The following is an 18,339-nucleotide window of genomic DNA, read 5'->3' as shown; positions in this document are numbered from 1 at the left end:
ACAAGGGTCAGGCGCTTACATATTGGGATAATTCGGTCCTCCACCGCCTTCAGGCACCACCCAGTTGATATTCTGCGTGGGATCCTTGATGTCGCATGTCTTGCAATGGACGCAATTTTGCGCGTTGATCTGGAAGCGGGGATTGCCCTCTTCCTGTCCCACCACTTCATAGACGCCTGCGGGACAATAGCGTTGCGCCGGTTCGTCATAAAGGGGCAGGTTGTAGCTGATCGGGATCGCGGGATCCTTAAGCTGCAAATGGACCGGCTGGTCCTCCTCATGATTGGTGTTGCTCATGAACACCGACGACAGCCGGTCGAAGCTGAACTTGCCGTCGGGCTTGGGATAATCGATCTTCGCGCAAGCATCCTTGGGCCAGATTTTTTCGTTGTCCGCCTTGTGCTTCATCGTGAAGGGCAGGCCGATTTTCAGCGTGCGCATCCACATGTCGATGCCCGCCAGCGCCGTGCCGATCGTCCCGCCAAACTTGGACAGCAACGGCTCGGCATTCTTCACCAGCTTGAGTTCGTCGGCGATCCAGCTGGACCGCACGGCATCGTCATATTCGCCCAGAACGTCGCTGCCGCGCTGCGCCTGCACCGCCGCGAAAGCAGCCTCCGCCGCCAGCATCCCCGACTTCATCGCCGTATGCGTGCCTTTGATGCGCGGCACGTTCACGAACCCGGCCGAACAGCCGATCAGCGCGCCGCCGGGGAACACCAGTTTCGGCACAGACTGCCAGCCGCCTTCGTTGATCGCCCGCGCGCCATAGGATACGCGGCGCCCGCCTTCCAGAAACTTGCGGATTTCCGGGTGCTGCTTCCACCGCTGAAATTCCTCGAACGGGTAGAGATGCGGGTTGCGATACCCTAGCCCGACGACGAAGCCCAACGCCACCTGCCCATTGGCCTGATGATAAAGGAACCCGCCACCATAGGCATCGGTCAGCGGCCAACCCTGCGAATGGATTACCAGCCCCGGCTGATGCAATTCCGGGTCGATGTCCCACAATTCCTTCATGCCGAGGCCATAGACCTGCGGCTCGCATTCTGCGTCCAGCGCGAACTGGCGCTTCAATATCTTGGTCAGGTGACCGCGCGCGCCTTCGGCAAAGAAAGTATATTTCGCGTGCAGCTCCAGGCCGGGCTGATAATCGCCCTTGTGCGCCCCTTCCCGGTCGACGCCCATGTCGCCGGTGGCCACGCCCTTCACGCTGCCATCCTCATGATAGAGGATTTCCGCTGCTGCGAATCCGGGGAAAATCTCGACGCCCAGCCCTTCAGCCTGCTCCGCCAGCCAACGGCACAAATTGCCCAGCGACCCGGTATAGGTGCCTTTATTGTGCATCCATCCCGGCGTCATGATGTGCGGCATCGCCATTTTGCCGCTCTTGGTCAGGAACCAGTGCTGATTGTCGGTCACCGGCACATCGGCCAGCGAACAGCCCATGTCGCGCCATTCCGGCAGCAATTCGTCCAGCGCCCTGGGGTCGATCACTGCGCCCGAAAGGATATGCGCCCCGATCTCGGAGCCTTTTTCCAGCACGCATACGGCCAGTTCCTGGCCCGCATCATTGGCCAGTTGCTTGGCCCTGATCGCCGCAGACAGTCCCGCCGGGCCACCGCCCACGATGACGATGTCATAAGGCATCGATTCCCGTTCGCTCATTCATCCCTCCGTTTAAGCCGCCGGCGGGCTGCACCCCGTGCATCCGGTCGCCTTATTCCTCCAACACTTTACCATCTAAGGCGATGAAGAATCTTGACCCCCTCGTCAACCTCTGGCCCTAGATGATCGTGATGCGGGGACTATTGCAGGATGAAGCGGCGCTGGCCGACGCCTATATGGCGTGGTGGACGCTCGCTGGCGTGGATTGCGCCATCGGCGAATCGCCGACCGACTGGCTGCGGCCTGCGCCGACGAAACCAGTATCGGGCGCACCGCCTGCCACCGCGCCGGTCATTGCGGATAAACCCCGAACCCTCGAATCGTTCCTCACCTTCCTCGCCAGCGATCCCGCCCAGCCCGAACGGCGCTGGCCCGGCGCGCCGATCCTGCCGGTGGGCGGCGAGCAGGCGACCCTGATGGTCGTCACGGACCTGCCCGACGCGGCGGATATGGAGGCGGGCCAATTGCTTGCCGACCGTGCGGGCGCCTTGTTCGACGCCATGCTGCGCGCCATCGGTCTGGACCGCAGCGTCATTCACCTTGCCTCGCTGTTCACTGCCCGCCCGCCCGGCGGCATGGTCGACGCTGCCGACCTTGCCACCGTTGCCGACCGGATGCGCACCCATGTCGCGCTCGCCCGCCCGCGCCGCCTGCTGCTACTGGGCGATCGGACGATCCGTGCGCTGCTTCCGACGGATGGCGCAGCGCCGCCCGAAGGTTTACGCGACTTTAACCATGATGGCGGCATTGTGCCTGCCGTCGCCACATTCCATCCGCGCCTGCTGCTGACTCAGCCTGCGGCGAAAGCGGAATGTTGGCGCGCCCTGCAAAGCCTGATCGAGGAAGCCCGTCCGTGATTCGAGCCGCGAAAAGCCTGTCGACTATCGCCCTGTTATCCATCGGCCTTGCCGCAACGCTGCCCGCCCGTGCCGACACCGCGCCACTGCTGCCCGCTCTGCCGGCAACGCCTGCCTCTCCCCTGCAACTGACCGACGGCGCAAAGGCCAGCTACCGCGCGATCTTTACCGCCCTTGGCACCCAGCAATGGGATCAGGCGAGATCCCTTATCGCCATGCTCGACGCGCAGGACGCCATGCGCCCGCTCGCCCTGTCCGAACTCTATCTGGCCAAAGGATCGCCAAAGGTCGAACTGTTCGACCTGCTCGATCTGGTGAACAAGGCCGCTTGGTTGCCCAAGGCCGACCAGATTTCCCGCCTCGCGCAAAAGCGCGGCGCGACGATATTGCCCACCCTGCCACAGGTGCAGAAAATGGTGTGGCTGGGTGCTGCCCCCCGCCGCGAATATGTCGGCGGGACAAAGACCGACATGGCGGCGCAAGCGCTGGGCGCGCAGATCCAGACTTTCGTCAAGAATGACGATCCGGTCGGTGCCGAAGCGCTGCTGACCACTGGCGAAGCCAATCTGACGCCCGAAGGGCTGACCGAAGTGCGGCAGCGAGTCGCATGGGCCTATTATATCGAAAATGACGACGCCAATGCCCGCCGCATGGCCGCCCGTGCGCTCGAAGCGCGTGCTGGCGGCGACTGGACGGTGCAGGCGCACTGGACCGCTGGCCTGGCCGCATGGCGTCAGAATGACTGCCGCGCCGCCGCCCCCGCTTTCGCCAATGTCGCGGCGCTGGCCGCCAATGCCGACATGCGCGCCGCCGGAGCCTATTGGGCGTCGCGCGCCCACATGGTCTGCGGCGAAGCGGGCAAGGTTGCCGCCTTCCTGAAAATCGCCGCCAAGTCGGACGAAACCTTCTACGGCCTGCTCGCCCGCGAATCGCTGGGCATCCCGCTTGGCACCGCGCCGGTCGGCAGCCGTTTCGGCGCGATCGAATGGAATGCGCTGAAGGACAGCCCCAATGCCCGCGCCGCCATCGCCCTTTCGGCCATTGGCGACAATGCCCGCGCCGACGAAATATTGCGTTATCAGGCAAAGATCGGCGGCACCGCGCAATATGACGCCCTGCTGCGCCTCGCCAGCGCGCTCAGCCTGCCCGCGACGCAATTATGGCTCGCCCATAACGGGCCGGCTGGCAAGCAGCCCGACAGTTTCGCCCGCTTCCCCGCGCCCGACTGGCGCCCCGATGGCGGCTGGCGGGTCGATCCTTCGCTGATCTACGCCCACACCTTGCAGGAATCCGGCTTCCGCTCCGACGTGGTAAGCAGCGCGGGCGCGCGCGGCCTGATGCAGGTGCGCCCCGGCACTGGCGGCGACATGGGACTAACATCCGCCGCACAACTGTTCGTGCCATCGACCAACATGGAATATGGCCAGCGCTATCTCGAAGCATTGCGCGACATGAGCGCCACGGGCGGCCTGCTGCCCAAGGTGATGGCTGCCTATAATGCCGGGCCGGTGCCGGTCGAACGGTGGAATGCCCAGGTCAAGGACAAGGGCGATCCGCTTTTGTTCATGGAATCGCTACCTTATTATGAAACCCGCGCCTATGTGAACATCGTCATGCGCAATTACTGGATGTATCAGATTCAGGCGAAGGGCGAGGCCGATTGCCTGACCGGCATGGCGCAGGGCATGTGGCCGACCTTCCCTAATGCCAAGGGCGTAAAACTCGTTCGCCTCAGTCAGGCCGATGGCCGCGCCACGCCCGCCGCGTCGATGGGTGGCGGTTCGCACTGATGCCGATCGACGAAAGCCGCGCCTTCATTCCCGTCCGTATCGCCGTCCTCACCATATCCGACACGCGCGGGCTGGCGGAAGATCGATCCGGCGACACATTGATAGAACGGCTTGAAAAGGCGGGACATATTCTTGCCGCGCGCAGCATAGAAAGGGACGACAAACTCGCCATCGTCGCGCGCCTTCACGCCTGGATCGACGACGGCCAGATCGACGTGATCCTCACCACCGGCGGCACCGGCGTTACCGGGCGCGACGTTACGCCCGAAGCTCTGGCCCAGGTACAGGACAAGGAAATTCCGGGCTTTGGCGAACTTTTCCGCTGGCTCAGTTTCCAGACGATCGGCACCTCCACCATCCAGTCCCGCGCCACCGCCTGCGTCGCGCGCGGCACCTATATCTTCGCGCTGCCCGGCTCCACCGGCGCGGTAAAAGACGCATGGGACGGCATCCTCCTCAGCCAGCTGGACAGCCGCTTTCGCCCGTGCAATTTCGTGGAACTCATGCCACGTCTGATGGAACGCTGATCGCAAATGGTCCGCGAATTTCAATAAAATCCTTTAATATCAATTACATATTGCGTTCGTTTAGCGGCGCGACCAGACTTGTCATGCCCCGTCTGGACGAAGTTAGAAAAGTTCAAACCAAAACCCGCCGTTTTCCGCGCCATATTGACCTTTCGTTCTTCTTATGTTCTAATCCCGATCATGGGTTTGGAAAAAGGACGGGGCGCAACGCACAACCACGAAAGCGCCCGCTTCAACCTGCCCGCCCATGAAGCCGACGGCGACTGGCTCGACGCTCTGGAAAGCATCGACGGTCCCCTTCCCCGCCGCCGCACCGAAGTCACGATCGAACATCCCCGCACCATCATCACCCGCAACGCCTCCCCCGACATCGGCTTCGACCGTTCGATCAACGCCTATCGCGGCTGCGAACATGGCTGCATCTACTGCTTCGCCCGCCCCTCCCACGCCTATCACGACCTGTCGCCGGGGCTGGACTTCGAAACCAGGCTGTTTGCCAAGCCAGACGCCGCCGCCCTCCTGCGCACGGAACTGGGCAAGCGCAATTACACCGTCGCGCCGATCGCGATGGGGACCAATACCGATCCCTACCAGCCCATCGAAAAGGACTGGGGGATCACCCGGCAGATATTGGAGGTGCTGGTAGAAACTCGCCACCCGACCTTCATCACCACCAAGTCCGACCGCATCCTGCGCGACATCGACCTGCTCAGCGATCTGGCGCGGGACAATCTGGTCGCGGTAATGATCTCCGTCACCTCGCTCGATCCGCAGGTCGCCCGCACGCTCGAACCACGCGCGCCGCACCCGCAAAAACGGCTGGAGGCGATTGCCCAACTGGCCGAAGCGGGTATCCCGGTTACCGCCAACATGTCGCCGATCATCCCGGCGATCAACGATCATGAAATAGAACGCATCGTCGCCCGTGTCGCGATGGCGGGGGCGCGGGACTGCAACTATATCCTCGTCCGCCTGCCGCATGAAGTCGCGCCGCTGTTCCGCGCCTGGCTGGACGCCCATCATCCCGACCGCGCGGCCAAGGTGATGGCAATCATCAACGACATGCGCGGCGGCCGCGACAATGATCCAGCGTTCGGCAGCCGGATGCGCGGGCAGGGCGTGTGGGCCGACCTCATCCGCACCCGCTTCCGCCGCGCCCGACGCCAGGCCGGGTTCGGCGACGACCGGCTGACCCTGCGCACCGACCTGTTCTGTCCGCCACAAGGCGCACAGATCCGGCTGCTATGAAGGATCAGCCGACCAGCCGCATCCCCGACCGGCGCGTCCGCGCGCGGTATCCGTCCTGTGTCGGCTCCATCCGCTCGAAATGGTGGATCGACAGGTTGGGGATCAGCGCAATGGCGTCGACTTCATCGGCCCCCATGACGAAATCATCGCCCAGGAAAATCCGGGCCGCCTGCCCCTTGCCCACTGGCGCACGCAGGAATAATTCGCTGCGCCCGCCCCGGCTGCCTTCCATCAATTTGCCCAGCGCAATCGCCGCCGCCGGATCGGTAACGTCGACGACCAGTTCCATCCGCGACGCATTGGCCAGTTGCCGGAACGGCTCGACCCGGCGGACCGTCACGCGCGGCGTCTCCTCCCCCGGCAACCGATCCAGTTCGACATGGAGCAACGCACAATCCCCGTCCCGCGCCAGTTCCTCGATGGCCTTGCAGGCGTCATCCTCGAAGCAACTAGCCTGAAATTGCCCGCTATTGTCGGAAAAGGTCGCATTGGCATAGCGCGCCCCACGCTTGGTATCGCGCCAGCGGACATCCTCGACCATCGCTGCCATCGTCGCCATCACGCGCCCTTCGGCGTTGGCCGTGCCGACAGGTGCCTGACAAATGGTGGCATAGCTGCGCGCGCCCCGCGCATCGGCCAGATGGCGATAGCGATCGACGGGATGGGCCGAGAAATAGAAGCCGAACGCTTCCTTTTCCTGCTGCATCCGGTCGGACACAGACCAGGCCTGATGCGGAGGAATGCGGACATCGGCATGGGGTGTTTCGACATCGCCGAACAGCCCGCCCTGCCCGCTTTCACGCGCCTGCGCCGCGCTGGCCCCCACCGCCAGGATCGTCTCTGCCGCTGCATGAACCCCTGCCCGGTCGGCATGGATGCCGTCGAACGCGCCCGCAGCCGCCAGGCTCTCCAGCTGTCGCCGGTTCAGCAAACGCGGCTCGATCCGGTCGGCAAAATCGTCCAGATTCTTGAAAGCCCCGCCCGCATCCCGCTCCGCGACAAGCTGTTCCATCGCCTTCTCGCCCACGCCTTTCAGCCCGCCCAACGCATAGCGCACGGCAAAGCCAAGGCGGGGATCGTCACCCTCGCAAGCCACTGGCTCGACCGAGAAATCCGCCTCGCTACGGTTGATGTCCGGTGCCAGGCAGGTCAGCCCCATGCGCCGCATATCGTCGACGAATATGGTCAGCTTGTCGGTCAGGTGAATATCGAACGCCATCGAACCGGCATAGAATTCCGCCGGATAATGCGCCTTCAACCACGCCGTCTGATAGGCAAGCAAAGCGTAGGCCGCAGCGTGGCTCTTGTTGAAGCCATAGCCTGCGAACTTGTCGATCAAATCGAACAGCTCATTCGCCTTGGCAGGCTTGATGTCGCTGGCGGCGCACCCTTCGACAAAGCGCGAGCGCTGCGCATCCATCTCCGCCTTGACCTTCTTGCCCATCGCCCGGCGCAACAGGTCGGCATCGCCCAGGCTGTAGCCCGCCAATATCTGCGCGGCCTGCATCACCTGTTCCTGATAGACGAAGATGCCATAGGTTTCTTCGAGGATCGGTTTGAGCAGAATGTGCGGATATTCAATATCCTCCTGCCCGTTCTTACGCCGCCCGAACATCGGGATATTGTCCATCGGCCCCGGTCGATAGAGCGACACGAGCGCAATGATATCGCCGAAATTGGTCGGGCGCACCGCCGCCAGCGTCTTGCGCATCCCTTCGGATTCCAGCTGGAACACGCCGACGGTATCGCCCCGCTGGAGCAGTTCATAAACTGCCTCATCGTCCCAGACGAGCGTTTCCAGATCGACCGTGACACCGCGCGCCGCCAGCAACTGGACGGTCTTTTGCAACACCGACAGCGTCTTGAGGCCGAGAAAGTCGAACTTCACCAACCCGGCGCCCTCGACATATTTCATGTCGAACTGCGTCACCGGCATGTCCGATCGCGGATCGCGATACAGCGGCACCAGTTGTTGCAACGGCCGGTCGCCGATCACCACGCCCGCCGCATGGGTGGAACTGTGGCGCGGGAAACCCTCCAGCTTCATGGCGTAGTCGATCAGGCGGCGGACCTGATTGTCATTGTCATATTCGGCGCGAAATTCCGCCACGCCATTGAGCGAGCGTTCCAACGTCCAAGGATCGGTCGGATGGTTCGGCACCAGCTTGGCGAGGCGATCGACCTGACCATAGCTCATCTGGAGAACACGCCCGGTATCTTTCAATACCGCGCGGGCTTTCAGCTTACCGAAGGTGATGATCTGCGCGACATGATCGACGCCATATTTCTGCTGGACGTAACGGATGACTTCACCGCGCCGCGTTTCGCAAAAATCGATGTCGAAGTCGGGCATCGACACACGTTCCGGGTTCAGGAAGCGTTCGAACAGCAGCCCCAGTTGCAACGGGTCGAGATCGGTGATGAGCAGCGCCCAGGCAACGACCGACCCCGCGCCGGAGCCACGGCCCGGTCCCACCGGAATATCATGGTCCTTGGCCCATTTGATGAAGTCCGCGACGATCAGGAAATAGCCCGGAAAGCCCATCTGGATGATGATGTCCGTCTCGAACTTGAGCCGGTCGAGATAAGGCTGGCGCGCTACGTCGTCGATGATGCCAAGCTTGGCCAACCGCACGTCGAGGCCAGCGCTGGCCAGATCGCGCAGCATCCGCGCTTCGCCCTCGATGTCACCGGCCAGGCTCGGCAGGATCGGCTTGCGCTTGGGCGCGGCCACGGCGCAGCGCTGGGCGACGAGCAGCGTGTTGGCCAGCGCTTCGGGCAAATCCTCGAACAGGCGCTTCATTTCGCCCGCCGGTTTCATCCAGGCGTCGGGGGAACTGGTGCGGCGGTCGGGCATATCGACATAGGCGCTGTCGGCAATGCACAGCATCACGTCATGCGCTTCGTGGAAATGCGGTTCGGCAAAACAGGTCGGGTTGGTCGCGACCAGCGGCAGATTGCGATCATGCGCCAGGTCGATCAGATATGGCTCCGCCTTGCCTTCCACCGGGTCGAGGCGGCGGCAGATTTCGATATAGAGCCGGTCGGGAAACAATGCCTCCAGTTGCTGTACATAGGCCAGCGCCGCGTCGGGCTGATCTTCGCCAAACAGCCGGGCCAGCGCGCCTTCGCCGCCCGCCGTCAGCGCGATCAGGCCATCGGTCCGCCCTTCCAGCGCGCCGAGCGACACATGCGGCACATCCTCCAACGGACGGTCGAGATGCGCCATCGACACGAGCGCGCACAGATTGTCATAACCCGCCGCATCCTGCGCATAGAGCGCGATCCAGTCATGCACCGGCGCGGCATTGGCCGGGCGACCGGGGCGCAGCACGCCCAGCATCGCACCGATGATCGGCTGCACGCCCTCGCTCTTGCAGGCGTCGGAAAAGGCCATCGACCCGTACAGGCCGTTACGGTCAGTGATGGCCGCCGCCGGAAAGCCCAGCGTGCGCGATTGTTTGGCGATTTTCTTGGGGTCGATCGCCCCTTCCAGCATGGTGTAGGACGAAAAGACACGAAGCGGGACGAAGGGAGCATGAGGCATCCGCTACTCTACTCACCGCAAGCGATTCGGGGCTAGTCCCTGCCGGGGAAAAGCTGTGGGTAACGCGCCGGACGGGCGTTTATTCCAGCCGCCCTTCATGCAGCCGGACGACGCGGTCCATTTTTTGCGCCAGCCGCTCATTATGGGTTGCGATCAAGGCAGCCGATCCTTCTTCCCGCACCAGCCGCAGAAATTCGCCCAGCACGATGTCGGCGGTGCGTTCGTCCAGATTGCCAGTCGGTTCGTCCGCCAGCACCAGCGCGGGGCAATTGGCCAGGGCGCGGGCGACCGCGACGCGCTGTTGCTCGCCACCCGACAACTGGCTGGGCCGGTGATCGAGCCGGTGGCCAAGGCCAAGCGAGGTCAGCAGCGACTGCGCGCGGATGCGGGCGGCGTCCATTTCCACGTCGCGGATCACTTGCGGCAGAATGACATTTTCGGTCGCGTTGAAATCGGGCAGCAGATGGTGGAATTGATAGACGAAACCCAGCGCATCACGGCGCAGCCGGGTGCGGCCGTCATTGTCGAGTTTGGCCGCTTCCTCGCCGGAAATGCGGATCGACCCGTCGAACCCGCCCTCGAGCAAGCCGACGGCCTGAAGCAGCGTGGATTTGCCCGAACCCGACTGGCCGAGCAGCGCGACGATTTCCCCCTGCCCCACCGACAGGTCGATGCCGCGCAGCACCTCGATCGTTTCACCGCCCTGAGTGAAACTGCGGGTCAGGCCTTTGACGGTCAAAATATCATTCATAGCGCAGCACCTGAACCGGGTCGGTATTGGCCGCCTTGAAAGCGGGATAGAGCGTGGCGAGGAAGCTGAACACCAGTGCCATGATACAGATGGTCGCAATCTCGACCGGATCGGGCTGTGAAGGCAATTCGGTCAGGAAGCGGATGGACGGATCCCACAAATTCTGGCCTGTCAGGAACTGGATGACGTTCACGATACCCTGCCGGAAGAACAGGAAAGTGAAGCCCAGCACCATGCCCGCCACCATGCCCAGCGTGCCTATCGTGACGCCCACGGTCATGAAAATCTTGACCAGCCCCGAACGGCTGGCGCCCATCGTCCGCAAAATCGCAATGTCGCGCGTCTTGGCGCGGACCAGCATGATGAGCGAGGAGAGGATATTGAACACCGCGACCAGCACGATGATCGACAGCACGACGAACATCGCCACCCGCTCGACAGCCAGTGCCTCGAACAGGGAAGCGTTCATCTGTCGCCAGTCAGTGACGACTGCGCGGCCCGCGACTTTACCTGCCAGTGGTTCGAGTATCTGGCCGACCTTGTCGGCATCGACCGTCTCGACTTCGATCATGCCGACGACATCGCCCAGCAGCAGCAAGGTTTGCGCGTCCTCCATCGGCATGACCACCATGGCCTTGTCATAATCATAAATGCCGACCTCGAATATCGCGGCGACCTGATAGGCGACTTGACGCGGGACCGTGCCGAACGGCGTGGAGCGGCCTGCCGGGTTGATGATCGTCAGGCTATCGCCCAGTTGAATACCCAGATTTTCCGCCAGCCGCGACCCGACGCCGATCCTGCCGCCATTTGCCGTCAGATTATCGAGCGTGCCTGCCAGCACCTTGCCCTTCAACGTCTTGTTGCTGCGGATGTCGGGCAAAGTCATACCGCGCACCAGCACGGCTTCCACCCGGCCGTTGAACGTCGCCAGCAGCGGTTGTTCGATCATCGGGGTCGCGCTGGTGACGCCCGGCGTCGCCTTTGCCTCCGCCAGCACCGCTTTCCAGTCGGGCAGGCGACCGCCATAGCCCTGCACCACGGCATGACCGTTCAGCCCGACGATCTTGTCGAACAGTTCGGCGCGGAAGCCGTTCATCACGCTCATGACGATGATGAGCGCGGCGACACCCAGCATGACGGCGGCCAGGCTGATGCCGGCGACGAGGAAGATGAACCCCTCCCCCTTACCAGGCAGCAGGTAACGCTTGGCGATCATGCGTTCGTAGCGGGATAGAATCATGTGGCGCGGATGGCCTTTGTGAAGGGATAGGCTGATCGTCTAGGCATAGCGTGGGATAACGGCAAGCATTGCCAGATTGTTGCATCACGGCCACAGGCATCGGCGCAAAATCACTAGCCCCCGATTTTGCCCGTGACTCAGCCCCGCCACGGTCATAGCAAGACACTCGAAGCACAGGTAAAAGGCCGTGGTTCAGGGATACTGCATCCCGCTTCGAGCTTAGGGGGCTGAGAAGCGGTTGAGGCAGACCAAGGGGGAGACGAGCAATCGTCCATGAAGCACCCGGATCGTGAAAACACGATCCGGGTGCTTTTTTGTTACCCGGTTTCGATCCGCCTGGCGATGGGACAAATGGTCCACCCCCGCTTCCCGAAAGCGCATCCTTTCGCGCCCCTTGAAACCCCCAAAGTCCAAACCATATCAAAATCGTCCGGCCGCCACATGGGGTCGGACGCTGTATCGCCGGATGCCGATTTCGGGTCCGGTTTGTTCATTTTGCTCTTTGGGAGATTATGACAATGCGTGCTTTTGACCTGACACCCTATCGCCGTTCGACCGTTGGCTTTGATCGCCTGTTCGACCTGATCGAAAATAATGCGCGGCTGAGCCAGGGGGACAATTACCCGCCCTTCAATATCGAGCGCCTGTCGGAGGATCGCTATCGCGTGACGCTGGCCGTTGCCGGCTTTCGGCCCGATGAGATCGACATCACCGCGCAGCAGAATTTGCTCCAGGTGATCGGGCGCAAGGATGAAGGATTGCCGGCCGACCGCGCCAAATATCTGCATGTCGGCATTGCCAACCGCAGTTTCGAGCGGCGGTTCGAACTGGCCGATTTCGTGCGGGTGGAAAAGGCCGATCTGGCCGATGGTCTGCTTGTCATCGACCTGCTGCGCGAAGTGCCCGAAGCGATGAAGCCCAAGAAGATCGCCATCAACGGCGGTCAGCTTGTGGAAATCACCGCCAAGGACCGCGACGCCGCCTGACCGGCGCGTTGAATCGGGCGCGATCCATCCAGGGTCGCGCCCTTTTCTATATCTCGACCTGGCTGCCCAGTTCGACGACGCGGTTGGTGGGCAGGCGGAAAAATTCCATCGCGCTTTCCGCGTTGCGCAGCATCCAGGCGAAGATTTTTTCGCGCCACAACGGCATACCGGGTTTGGCGGAGGGCAGCAGCGTCTGGCGTGCCAGGAAGAAGCTGGTGTCCATCATCTTGAACGCCTGACCGCAGCCTGACACATTCTTGAGGGCGGCGGGAACGTCGGGTTCCTGCATGAAGCCATATTGCAGCACCATGCGGAAGAAACCGCGCCCCAGATCCTCCAGCTTGCAGCGACCATCATCTTCGACCACTGGCACGTCCCTGATCTTAACGGTCAGCAGGATGACGCGCTCATGCAGCACCTTGTTGTGCTTGAGGTTGTGGAGCAGCGCGTGGGGAACGCCATCGGGCGTGGATGTCATGAAGACTGCCGTGCCGGGGACGCGCACCGCACTGTTGGCGGCGGACGCGACGAATACCGGGATAGGCATTGCCGCTTCGCGCAGACGATCCTGCACCAGACGACGGCCACGCGACCAGGTGGTCAGCAGCGTGAAGATGACGAAACCGATCAGCAACGGGAACCAGCCGCCATCCGGCACCTTGGTCAGGTTGGCCGCCAGATAGGCGCCATCGACGATGTAGAAGACCGCCAGCACCGGGGCGGCATAATACCATTTCCAGTTCCACAGCCGGTAGATCACCACCGTCAGCAGCACATTGTCGATGAACATCGCGCCGGTCACGGCGATCCCGTAAGCGGCGGTCAGGTTGGACGATGTGCGGAAGGTCAGCACCAGCAGGATCACCATGACCATCAGACCCCAGTTGATGAGGGGAATGTAGATCTGACCAGCGGTCGATGCGCTGGTGTGGGCGATGCGCAGGCGGGGCATGAAGCCGAGCTGGATCGCCTGCTGCGTGACCGAGAAAGCGCCGGATATGACGGCTTGCGACGCGATGATCGCGGCCATGGTGGCCAGCAGGATCAGCGGCAATTGCGCCCATTGCGGAGCCAGATTGTAGAAGGGGCTGGACAGTGCCTCTGCCCCTTCGCGGAACAGCAAAGCGCCCTGCCCCATATAATTGAGGATCAGCGCGGGCAGCACGAAGAACAGCCAGGACACGCGGATCGGGTTGCGGCCGAAATGGCCCATGTCGGCATAGAGCGCTTCGGCGCCTGTCACCGCCAGCACGACCGAACCCAGCGCCAGAAAGGCGGGCAAGGGATCAGTCGCGAAGAACATCACCGCCCAATAGGGGTTGAAGGCGAACAGGATGCCCGGCGTCTTGACGATCGACAGCACGCCGAGCGTGGCGATGACCAGAAAATAGAGCAGCATGATCGGACCGAAGAGAGTCGCGACCTTGTTGGTCCCCAAACCCTGAATCCAGAACAGGCCCAGCAGAATGACGATGACCACCGGGATGATCGCGGGGGCAAGCGCGGGGTTGTAGACCGCAAGTCCCTCCACCGCCGACAGCACCGACACGGCAGGCGTGATCATCGAGTCGCCGTAGAATAGCGCCGTGGCGAACACGCCCAGCAGCACGATGCCGCGCGACCAGCGCTGCGTCTTTGTCTGGCCGTTGATGAGGGCCAGCAGGGCGAGGCTGCCGCCCTCGCCCTTGTTATCGGCGCGCATGATGATGCTGACATATTTCAGCGTCACCACCAGCATCATCGACCAGAACATCAGGCTGATGACACCCAATATATGGTCGGGGTCGAGCGTCAGGACATGATGGCCCGCGAAGGTTTCGCGGAAAGCGTAGAGCGGGCTGGTGCCGATGTCGCCGAAAACGATGCCGATGGCACCGACGACGAGTTTGAGCGTCGCCTTTTGCCGGGCGTGGCCATGGTCGCCATGATCGTCGTCACCGGAGGCTGGCGCGGTATTGGGCAATAGGTCAGCCATGCAGGAAAAGCCGAATGGTCATGCTGTATCGACATCCGATGAGAGACGATGCGGGACAATCCCGGCACCCCGCAAACCGCCGCGCCCTAACATGCCCACCGGGGGCGCGCAATGCGGGCCTTTGGGGTCAGGGGGCAGCAGGGGCGCGGCCAGCCAGCATGGCGTCGATGCGGGCTATGTTGGCGTCCAGTTCCGCCTTTACCTGACTGCCCTGCGGCGCGCTGGCGGCGAGCGGCGCCCACAGGTCGCGGGCGGCCTGTAACTGGCCGTTGCGGGCAAGGGCGAGGCCGTAGAAATAGCGGGGCGCTGGCCCGTCCGGGTCGAGTGCCAGGGCGCGGCGATAGGCGAAGTCCGCGCCGGGGGACACGACGCCATCGGCATGGGCGACCAGCGCATTGCCAAGGCCCAGCCACAGATTGGCGTCGCCGGGCGTCTGGCGAAGGCCCGACAGCAGGATATTGGCAGCGTCCTTCGTCTTACCCTGACGCCCAAGGCCGTCGGACATGACCAGCCATTGGGCGGCGGGACCATAGCGTTCGGCCAGGCCGCGTCTTTGCTGGGCCAGTTGTTCGTCGAACTGGCCTTCTGTGTGCGTGACCGATCGCGGTGCGCCTGCGAGGCCGGGATTGCCCTGCCAAGCGTAACCGGCGAGGCCGAGCAGCAGGGCAGCGGCGGTGATTTCGCGGGCCGCGCGGGGGATGCGGCCAATGAGCAGCAGCGCGAGGAAGGTCAGTGCGACAAGGCCAAGGGCGATCAACCAGCCGGTCATGGGCGTGCCTTTCGTTTGATCCGGCCGCGCAGCAGCATCAGGCCAAGGCCCAGCAGGATCAGCGGGGCGGCCCAAAGCGGCCAGAGGATCGGCGCGGTGGTCGGTTCGTAGCTGACCCAATCACCATAGCGGGCGATCAACCAGGCGCGGATCGCTTCGGGTTGTTCGCCCGCCATGATCCGTTCACGAATTTGCGAGCGCATGTCGCCGGCCATGCTGGCATTGCTGTCGGCGATCGACTGGCTCTGGCAGGTGAGGCAGCGGATGGTTTCCATCAGCGTCTTGGCTTTACGTTCCAGCGCCGGATCGGCGATCTGGCGATCGGCCCAGGGGGCGGGCGGCAAAGCTGTCTGGGCGGCGAGCGGGGTGGCCAGCAGCGCGAGGAGGAGCGCGAAGATCAGCTTCATTGCGCGGCCCTTAGACGGTCCAGCAGCATCGGCACATCGTCGGCGCGGATGTCGCCGATATGCTGGTAGGCGATGCGGCCCTGCCCATCGATGACGAAGGTTTCGGGGACGCCGGACGAGCCGAGCGCGATCTGGACCGCACTGCGCGCGTCGAGGCCGATACGGGCGTAGGGATTGCCGTTGCGCCTGAGGAAAGCGTCGACATCGGGCCGGGCGTCGCGGATGGCGATGGCGTCGATCCGGGCGCCTGCGGCCTTGAGGGCTTCGAGCTGGGGCGCTTCGGCGGCGCAGGGGACGCACCAGCTGGCGAAGATGTTGAGCAGGCGCGGCTGGCCAGTGGCGAGTTGCGCGCTGGCGAGCGACGGGCGATCGCTGGCGGCGGCGGGGAGCGTGAAGGCGGGAAGTGGCTGACCCACCAGGCGCGAGTGGATGACCCGGTCGTCGGGCTGGAAAAGCCCGCTGGCGAACAGGGCGATGAAGGCCAGGAAAAGCGCCAGCGGCAGCCAGATCAGCAGCGTCCTCATGCCGCCTGCCTCGCCCGGAATTTCATCAGCCAGCCGCGCCGTTCGCGGCCCAGCAGCGCCAGTGCGCCACCCAGCGCGATCATGACACCGCCCAGCCAGATGAAGGTGACGAACGGCTTCCACCAGATGCGGACCTGCCACCGGCCGCCTTCGACCTCTTCGCCCAGCACGACGTAAAGCTGGCCGTTCCAGCGGGTGAGCAGGGCCGCTTCGCTGGTCGTGGTGGGGGGTGAAGTGAAGAAGCGCGACTGCGGGTGGATCATCACTGGCGCGCCGCCCCGGCGGACTTCCATATCGGCTTGCAGCGCGGTCCAGTTGTCGCCCGCGATCGGCGCGATCTGGACGAAGCGCAGGGTCCAGTCGGCGGTCTGGATCGTGTCGCCGGGGCGAGCGGCGACCAGCTTTTCCACGGTGAAGGCGGAGTCGCTGGCCATGCCGCCTAAGCTGACGGCGCAGCCCAGATGGGCGATGACCATGCCATAGGTGAACAAGGGGGTGCGGCGCAGGTTGCGTTTCCACAGCGGCGCGAGGCTGGCGACCCCCACCGCCACTGCGATGACGAGGCCAAGGAAGGGCAGGATGCCGATGCGGTCCCATGCCAAAATAGACAGCAAGATGGACATAGTGATCAATATGGCGAAAAAACCGAACAAACGTTTGGTAACTTGTATCGGCCTGTCCCTGCGCCAGCGGACGAGCGGGCCGACGGCCATGGCGATCATCAGCGCCAGCGCGATCGGCCCGGCGATCCGGTCGAAATAGGGCGCGCCGACCGACACCTTATGCCCGAACGCTTCGGTCATCAGCGGATAAAGCGTGCCGATGAGGACGAGGCCCAATATGACGGTGAGCAGCAGGTTGTTGATGACCAACATGGTTTCGCGGCTGACCAGTTCGAACGGCGCGCCTTCGCGGACTGCGCCGATGCGCCAGCCGAACAAGGCGAGCGCGCCGCCGATATAGAGAGCGAGCAGACCGAGAATGAAGCTGCCCCGTGTCGGATCGACGGCGAAGGCGTGAACGCTGGTCAGGATGCCGGAACGGACGAGGAAAGTGCCGACCATCGACATGGAGAAAGCGACCACGGCCAGCATCACCGTCCAGGCGCGCAGCGCGTCGCGGGTGGCCAGCACAGTGACGCTGTGGAGCAAGGCCGTCGCGGCGAGCCATGGCATGAGCGAGGCGTTCTCCACCGGATCCCAGAACCACCAGCCGCCCCAGCCCAGTTCATAATAGGCCCAATAGCTGCCCGCCGTGATGCCCAAAGTCAGCAGCACCCATGCGCCCAGCACCCATGGCCGCATGGCGCGGGCGAAGGCAGCGTCCACCTGCCGCGTCAGCAGCGCGCCGATGGCGAAGGAGAAGGCCACCGACAGCCCGACATAGCCGAGATAAAGCGTGGGCGGATGGAAGGCGAGGCCGGGGTCTTGCAGCAGGGGGTTCAGCCCCTGCCCGTCCGCTGGCGCAGGCGTGATGCGGGCGAAGGGATTGGAGGAGAAAAGCAGGAAGGCGTAGAAGCCCAGCGATATGGCCGCCTGTCCGCCCAGCGTCGCCATATGGGTGTCGCGGCGCAAGGCGCGCTCGAACAGGGCGACGGCGGCCCCGGCCACGCCCATGACCGTAACCCACAGCAGCATGGAGCCTTCATGATTGCCCCAGGTTCCGGCGAATTTGTAGAGCCAGGGCTTGGCCGAATGGCTGTTTGAGGCGACCAGCAGCACCGACATGTCCGAGCGCATGAACAGGGTGATGAGCGCGATGAAGGCGACGGCGGTCAGCACCCCCTGCGCCACGGCGGCGGGACGGACGGCAGCGAGCAGGTCGGGCTTGTCGCCTTTGAGGCCCGCAAAGGCGAGGACGAGTTGCAGCAGCGCAAGCGCGGCGGCGAGCCAGAGCGCGGCGAGGCCGGTTTCAGCGATCATGCGGGCTGGCCCTTTGGCATTACCGTCATGCCAGCGCAGGCTGGCATCTCTCTTTTCTGGCGTCGCAGAAAGAAAGGGAGATCCCAGCCTTCGCTGGGATGACGGTAGTGATGGGAATGGTGGGG

The 18,339-nt window shown here is 63.5% G+C and carries 14 protein-coding genes; 5 read left to right on the top strand and 9 right to left on the bottom strand.

The features are described from left to right. Positions 1-15 precede the first annotated feature (15 nt). A complete protein-coding gene (locus tag SPBM01_RS03895) occupies positions 16-1,668 on the bottom strand; it encodes an electron transfer flavoprotein-ubiquinone oxidoreductase (RefSeq protein WP_188064093.1) in 1,653 nt (550 codons plus the stop codon). A 131-nt stretch (positions 1,669-1,799) separates the two neighbouring features. Here SPBM01_RS03895 and SPBM01_RS03890 point away from each other — a divergent pair, with 131 nt between their 5' ends. The 4 genes from SPBM01_RS03890 to SPBM01_RS03875 all read left to right on the top strand — a co-directional run bounded on the left by SPBM01_RS03890 (position 1,800) and on the right by SPBM01_RS03875 (position 6,090). Continuing rightward, on the top strand, positions 1,800-2,525 hold the full coding sequence (locus SPBM01_RS03890) for a uracil-DNA glycosylase family protein (protein ID WP_188064092.1): 726 nt from the start codon (positions 1,800-1,802) through the stop codon (positions 2,523-2,525). Continuing rightward, positions 2,522-4,315, top strand: a complete 1,794-nt coding sequence (locus tag SPBM01_RS03885; RefSeq protein ID WP_188064091.1) for a lytic transglycosylase domain-containing protein — start codon at positions 2,522-2,524, stop codon at positions 4,313-4,315. Before SPBM01_RS03890 ends, SPBM01_RS03885 begins: the two co-directional genes overlap by 4 nt. After that, positions 4,315-4,842, top strand: coding sequence for a molybdenum cofactor biosynthesis protein B (gene moaB / locus SPBM01_RS03880; RefSeq protein WP_188064090.1), 528 nt, complete (start codon positions 4,315-4,317; stop codon positions 4,840-4,842). The genes SPBM01_RS03885 and moaB overlap by 1 nt, the downstream gene beginning before the upstream one ends. A gap of 180 nt (positions 4,843-5,022) precedes the next feature. Then, entirely contained in the window at positions 5,023-6,090 is a 1,068-nt protein-coding gene (locus SPBM01_RS03875; RefSeq protein ID WP_188064089.1) for a PA0069 family radical SAM protein, read from the top strand. Positions 6,091-6,094: 4 nt separating this feature from the next. Here SPBM01_RS03875 and dnaE read toward each other — a convergent pair whose 3' ends face one another. From dnaE to SPBM01_RS03860, 3 genes are all read right to left on the bottom strand, one after another. After that, a complete protein-coding gene (gene dnaE / locus SPBM01_RS03870; RefSeq protein WP_188064088.1) occupies positions 6,095-9,637 on the bottom strand; it encodes a DNA polymerase III subunit alpha in 3,543 nt (1,180 codons plus the stop codon). A gap of 79 nt (positions 9,638-9,716) precedes the next feature. Beyond that, the gene (locus tag SPBM01_RS03865) at positions 9,717-10,388 is read right to left on the bottom strand and encodes an ABC transporter ATP-binding protein (RefSeq protein WP_188064087.1); all 672 of its coding nucleotides are present in this window, start codon (positions 10,386-10,388) and stop codon (positions 9,717-9,719) included. Then, complete coding sequence (locus SPBM01_RS03860) at positions 10,381-11,631, bottom strand: lipoprotein-releasing ABC transporter permease subunit (RefSeq protein WP_188064086.1); 1,251 nt, start codon at positions 11,629-11,631, stop codon at positions 10,381-10,383. Before SPBM01_RS03860 ends, SPBM01_RS03865 begins: the two co-directional genes overlap by 8 nt. A gap of 512 nt (positions 11,632-12,143) precedes the next feature. On the opposite strand from SPBM01_RS03860, the gene SPBM01_RS03855 reads away from it, so the two are divergent. Then, positions 12,144-12,617: an Hsp20 family protein gene (locus SPBM01_RS03855; protein WP_188064085.1), complete on the top strand. Its 474-nt coding sequence runs from the start codon at positions 12,144-12,146 to the stop codon at positions 12,615-12,617. Positions 12,618-12,663: 46 nt separating this feature from the next. Here SPBM01_RS03855 and SPBM01_RS03850 read toward each other — a convergent pair whose 3' ends face one another. The 5 genes from SPBM01_RS03850 to SPBM01_RS03830 all read right to left on the bottom strand — a co-directional run bounded on the left by SPBM01_RS03850 (position 12,664) and on the right by SPBM01_RS03830 (position 18,214). Continuing rightward, positions 12,664-14,592, bottom strand: coding sequence for a potassium transporter Kup (locus SPBM01_RS03850; RefSeq protein WP_188064084.1), 1,929 nt, complete (start codon positions 14,590-14,592; stop codon positions 12,664-12,666). 127 nt (positions 14,593-14,719) lie between these two features. Beyond that, positions 14,720-15,361 (bottom strand): tetratricopeptide repeat protein, encoded by a 642-nt coding sequence (locus tag SPBM01_RS03845; protein WP_188064083.1) that lies wholly within the window; start codon positions 15,359-15,361, stop codon positions 14,720-14,722. Continuing rightward, positions 15,358-15,768, bottom strand: coding sequence for a cytochrome c-type biogenesis protein CcmH (locus tag SPBM01_RS03840; protein ID WP_188064082.1), 411 nt, complete (start codon positions 15,766-15,768; stop codon positions 15,358-15,360). Before SPBM01_RS03840 ends, SPBM01_RS03845 begins: the two co-directional genes overlap by 4 nt. After that, positions 15,765-16,292, bottom strand: coding sequence for a redoxin family protein (locus SPBM01_RS03835; RefSeq protein ID WP_188064081.1), 528 nt, complete (start codon positions 16,290-16,292; stop codon positions 15,765-15,767). The genes SPBM01_RS03840 and SPBM01_RS03835 overlap by 4 nt, the downstream gene beginning before the upstream one ends. Continuing rightward, positions 16,289-18,214, bottom strand: coding sequence for a heme lyase CcmF/NrfE family subunit (locus SPBM01_RS03830; protein ID WP_188064080.1), 1,926 nt, complete (start codon positions 18,212-18,214; stop codon positions 16,289-16,291). The genes SPBM01_RS03835 and SPBM01_RS03830 overlap by 4 nt, the downstream gene beginning before the upstream one ends. Between the last annotated feature and the right edge of the window lie 125 nt (positions 18,215-18,339).

The sequence above is a fragment of the Sphingobium sp. KCTC 72723 genome (genome assembly GCF_014280435.1).
GTDB lineage: Bacteria > Pseudomonadota > Alphaproteobacteria > Sphingomonadales > Sphingomonadaceae > Sphingobium.
The sequence above is the reverse complement of the archived record's forward strand: the minus strand, read 5'-3'. Positions and strand labels throughout refer to the sequence as shown.

What these genes read in the sequence shown, in the direction of transcription:
- SPBM01_RS03895 (WP_188064093.1), bottom strand. Translation starts at nt 1,668, where the DNA reads ATGAGCGAACGGGAATCGATGCCTTATGACATCGTCATCGTGGGCGGT.
- SPBM01_RS03890 (WP_188064092.1), top strand. Translation starts at nt 1,800, where the DNA reads ATGCGGGGACTATTGCAGGATGAAGCGGCGCTGGCCGACGCCTATATG.
- moaB (WP_188064090.1), top strand. Translation starts at nt 4,315, where the DNA reads ATGCCGATCGACGAAAGCCGCGCCTTCATTCCCGTCCGTATCGCCGTC.
- SPBM01_RS03875 (WP_188064089.1), top strand. Translation starts at nt 5,023, where the DNA reads ATGGGTTTGGAAAAAGGACGGGGCGCAACGCACAACCACGAAAGCGCC.
- dnaE (WP_188064088.1), bottom strand. Translation starts at nt 9,637, where the DNA reads ATGCCTCATGCTCCCTTCGTCCCGCTTCGTGTCTTTTCGTCCTACACC.
- SPBM01_RS03865 (WP_188064087.1), bottom strand. Translation starts at nt 10,388, where the DNA reads ATGAATGATATTTTGACCGTCAAAGGCCTGACCCGCAGTTTCACTCAG.
- SPBM01_RS03860 (WP_188064086.1), bottom strand. Translation starts at nt 11,631, where the DNA reads ATGATTCTATCCCGCTACGAACGCATGATCGCCAAGCGTTACCTGCTG.
- SPBM01_RS03855 (WP_188064085.1), top strand. Translation starts at nt 12,144, where the DNA reads ATGACAATGCGTGCTTTTGACCTGACACCCTATCGCCGTTCGACCGTT.
- SPBM01_RS03850 (WP_188064084.1), bottom strand. Translation starts at nt 14,592, where the DNA reads ATGGCTGACCTATTGCCCAATACCGCGCCAGCCTCCGGTGACGACGAT.
- SPBM01_RS03845 (WP_188064083.1), bottom strand. Translation starts at nt 15,361, where the DNA reads ATGACCGGCTGGTTGATCGCCCTTGGCCTTGTCGCACTGACCTTCCTC.
- SPBM01_RS03840 (WP_188064082.1), bottom strand. Translation starts at nt 15,768, where the DNA reads ATGAAGCTGATCTTCGCGCTCCTCCTCGCGCTGCTGGCCACCCCGCTC.
- SPBM01_RS03835 (WP_188064081.1), bottom strand. Translation starts at nt 16,292, where the DNA reads ATGAGGACGCTGCTGATCTGGCTGCCGCTGGCGCTTTTCCTGGCCTTC.
- SPBM01_RS03830 (WP_188064080.1), bottom strand. Translation starts at nt 18,214, where the DNA reads ATGATCGCTGAAACCGGCCTCGCCGCGCTCTGGCTCGCCGCCGCGCTT.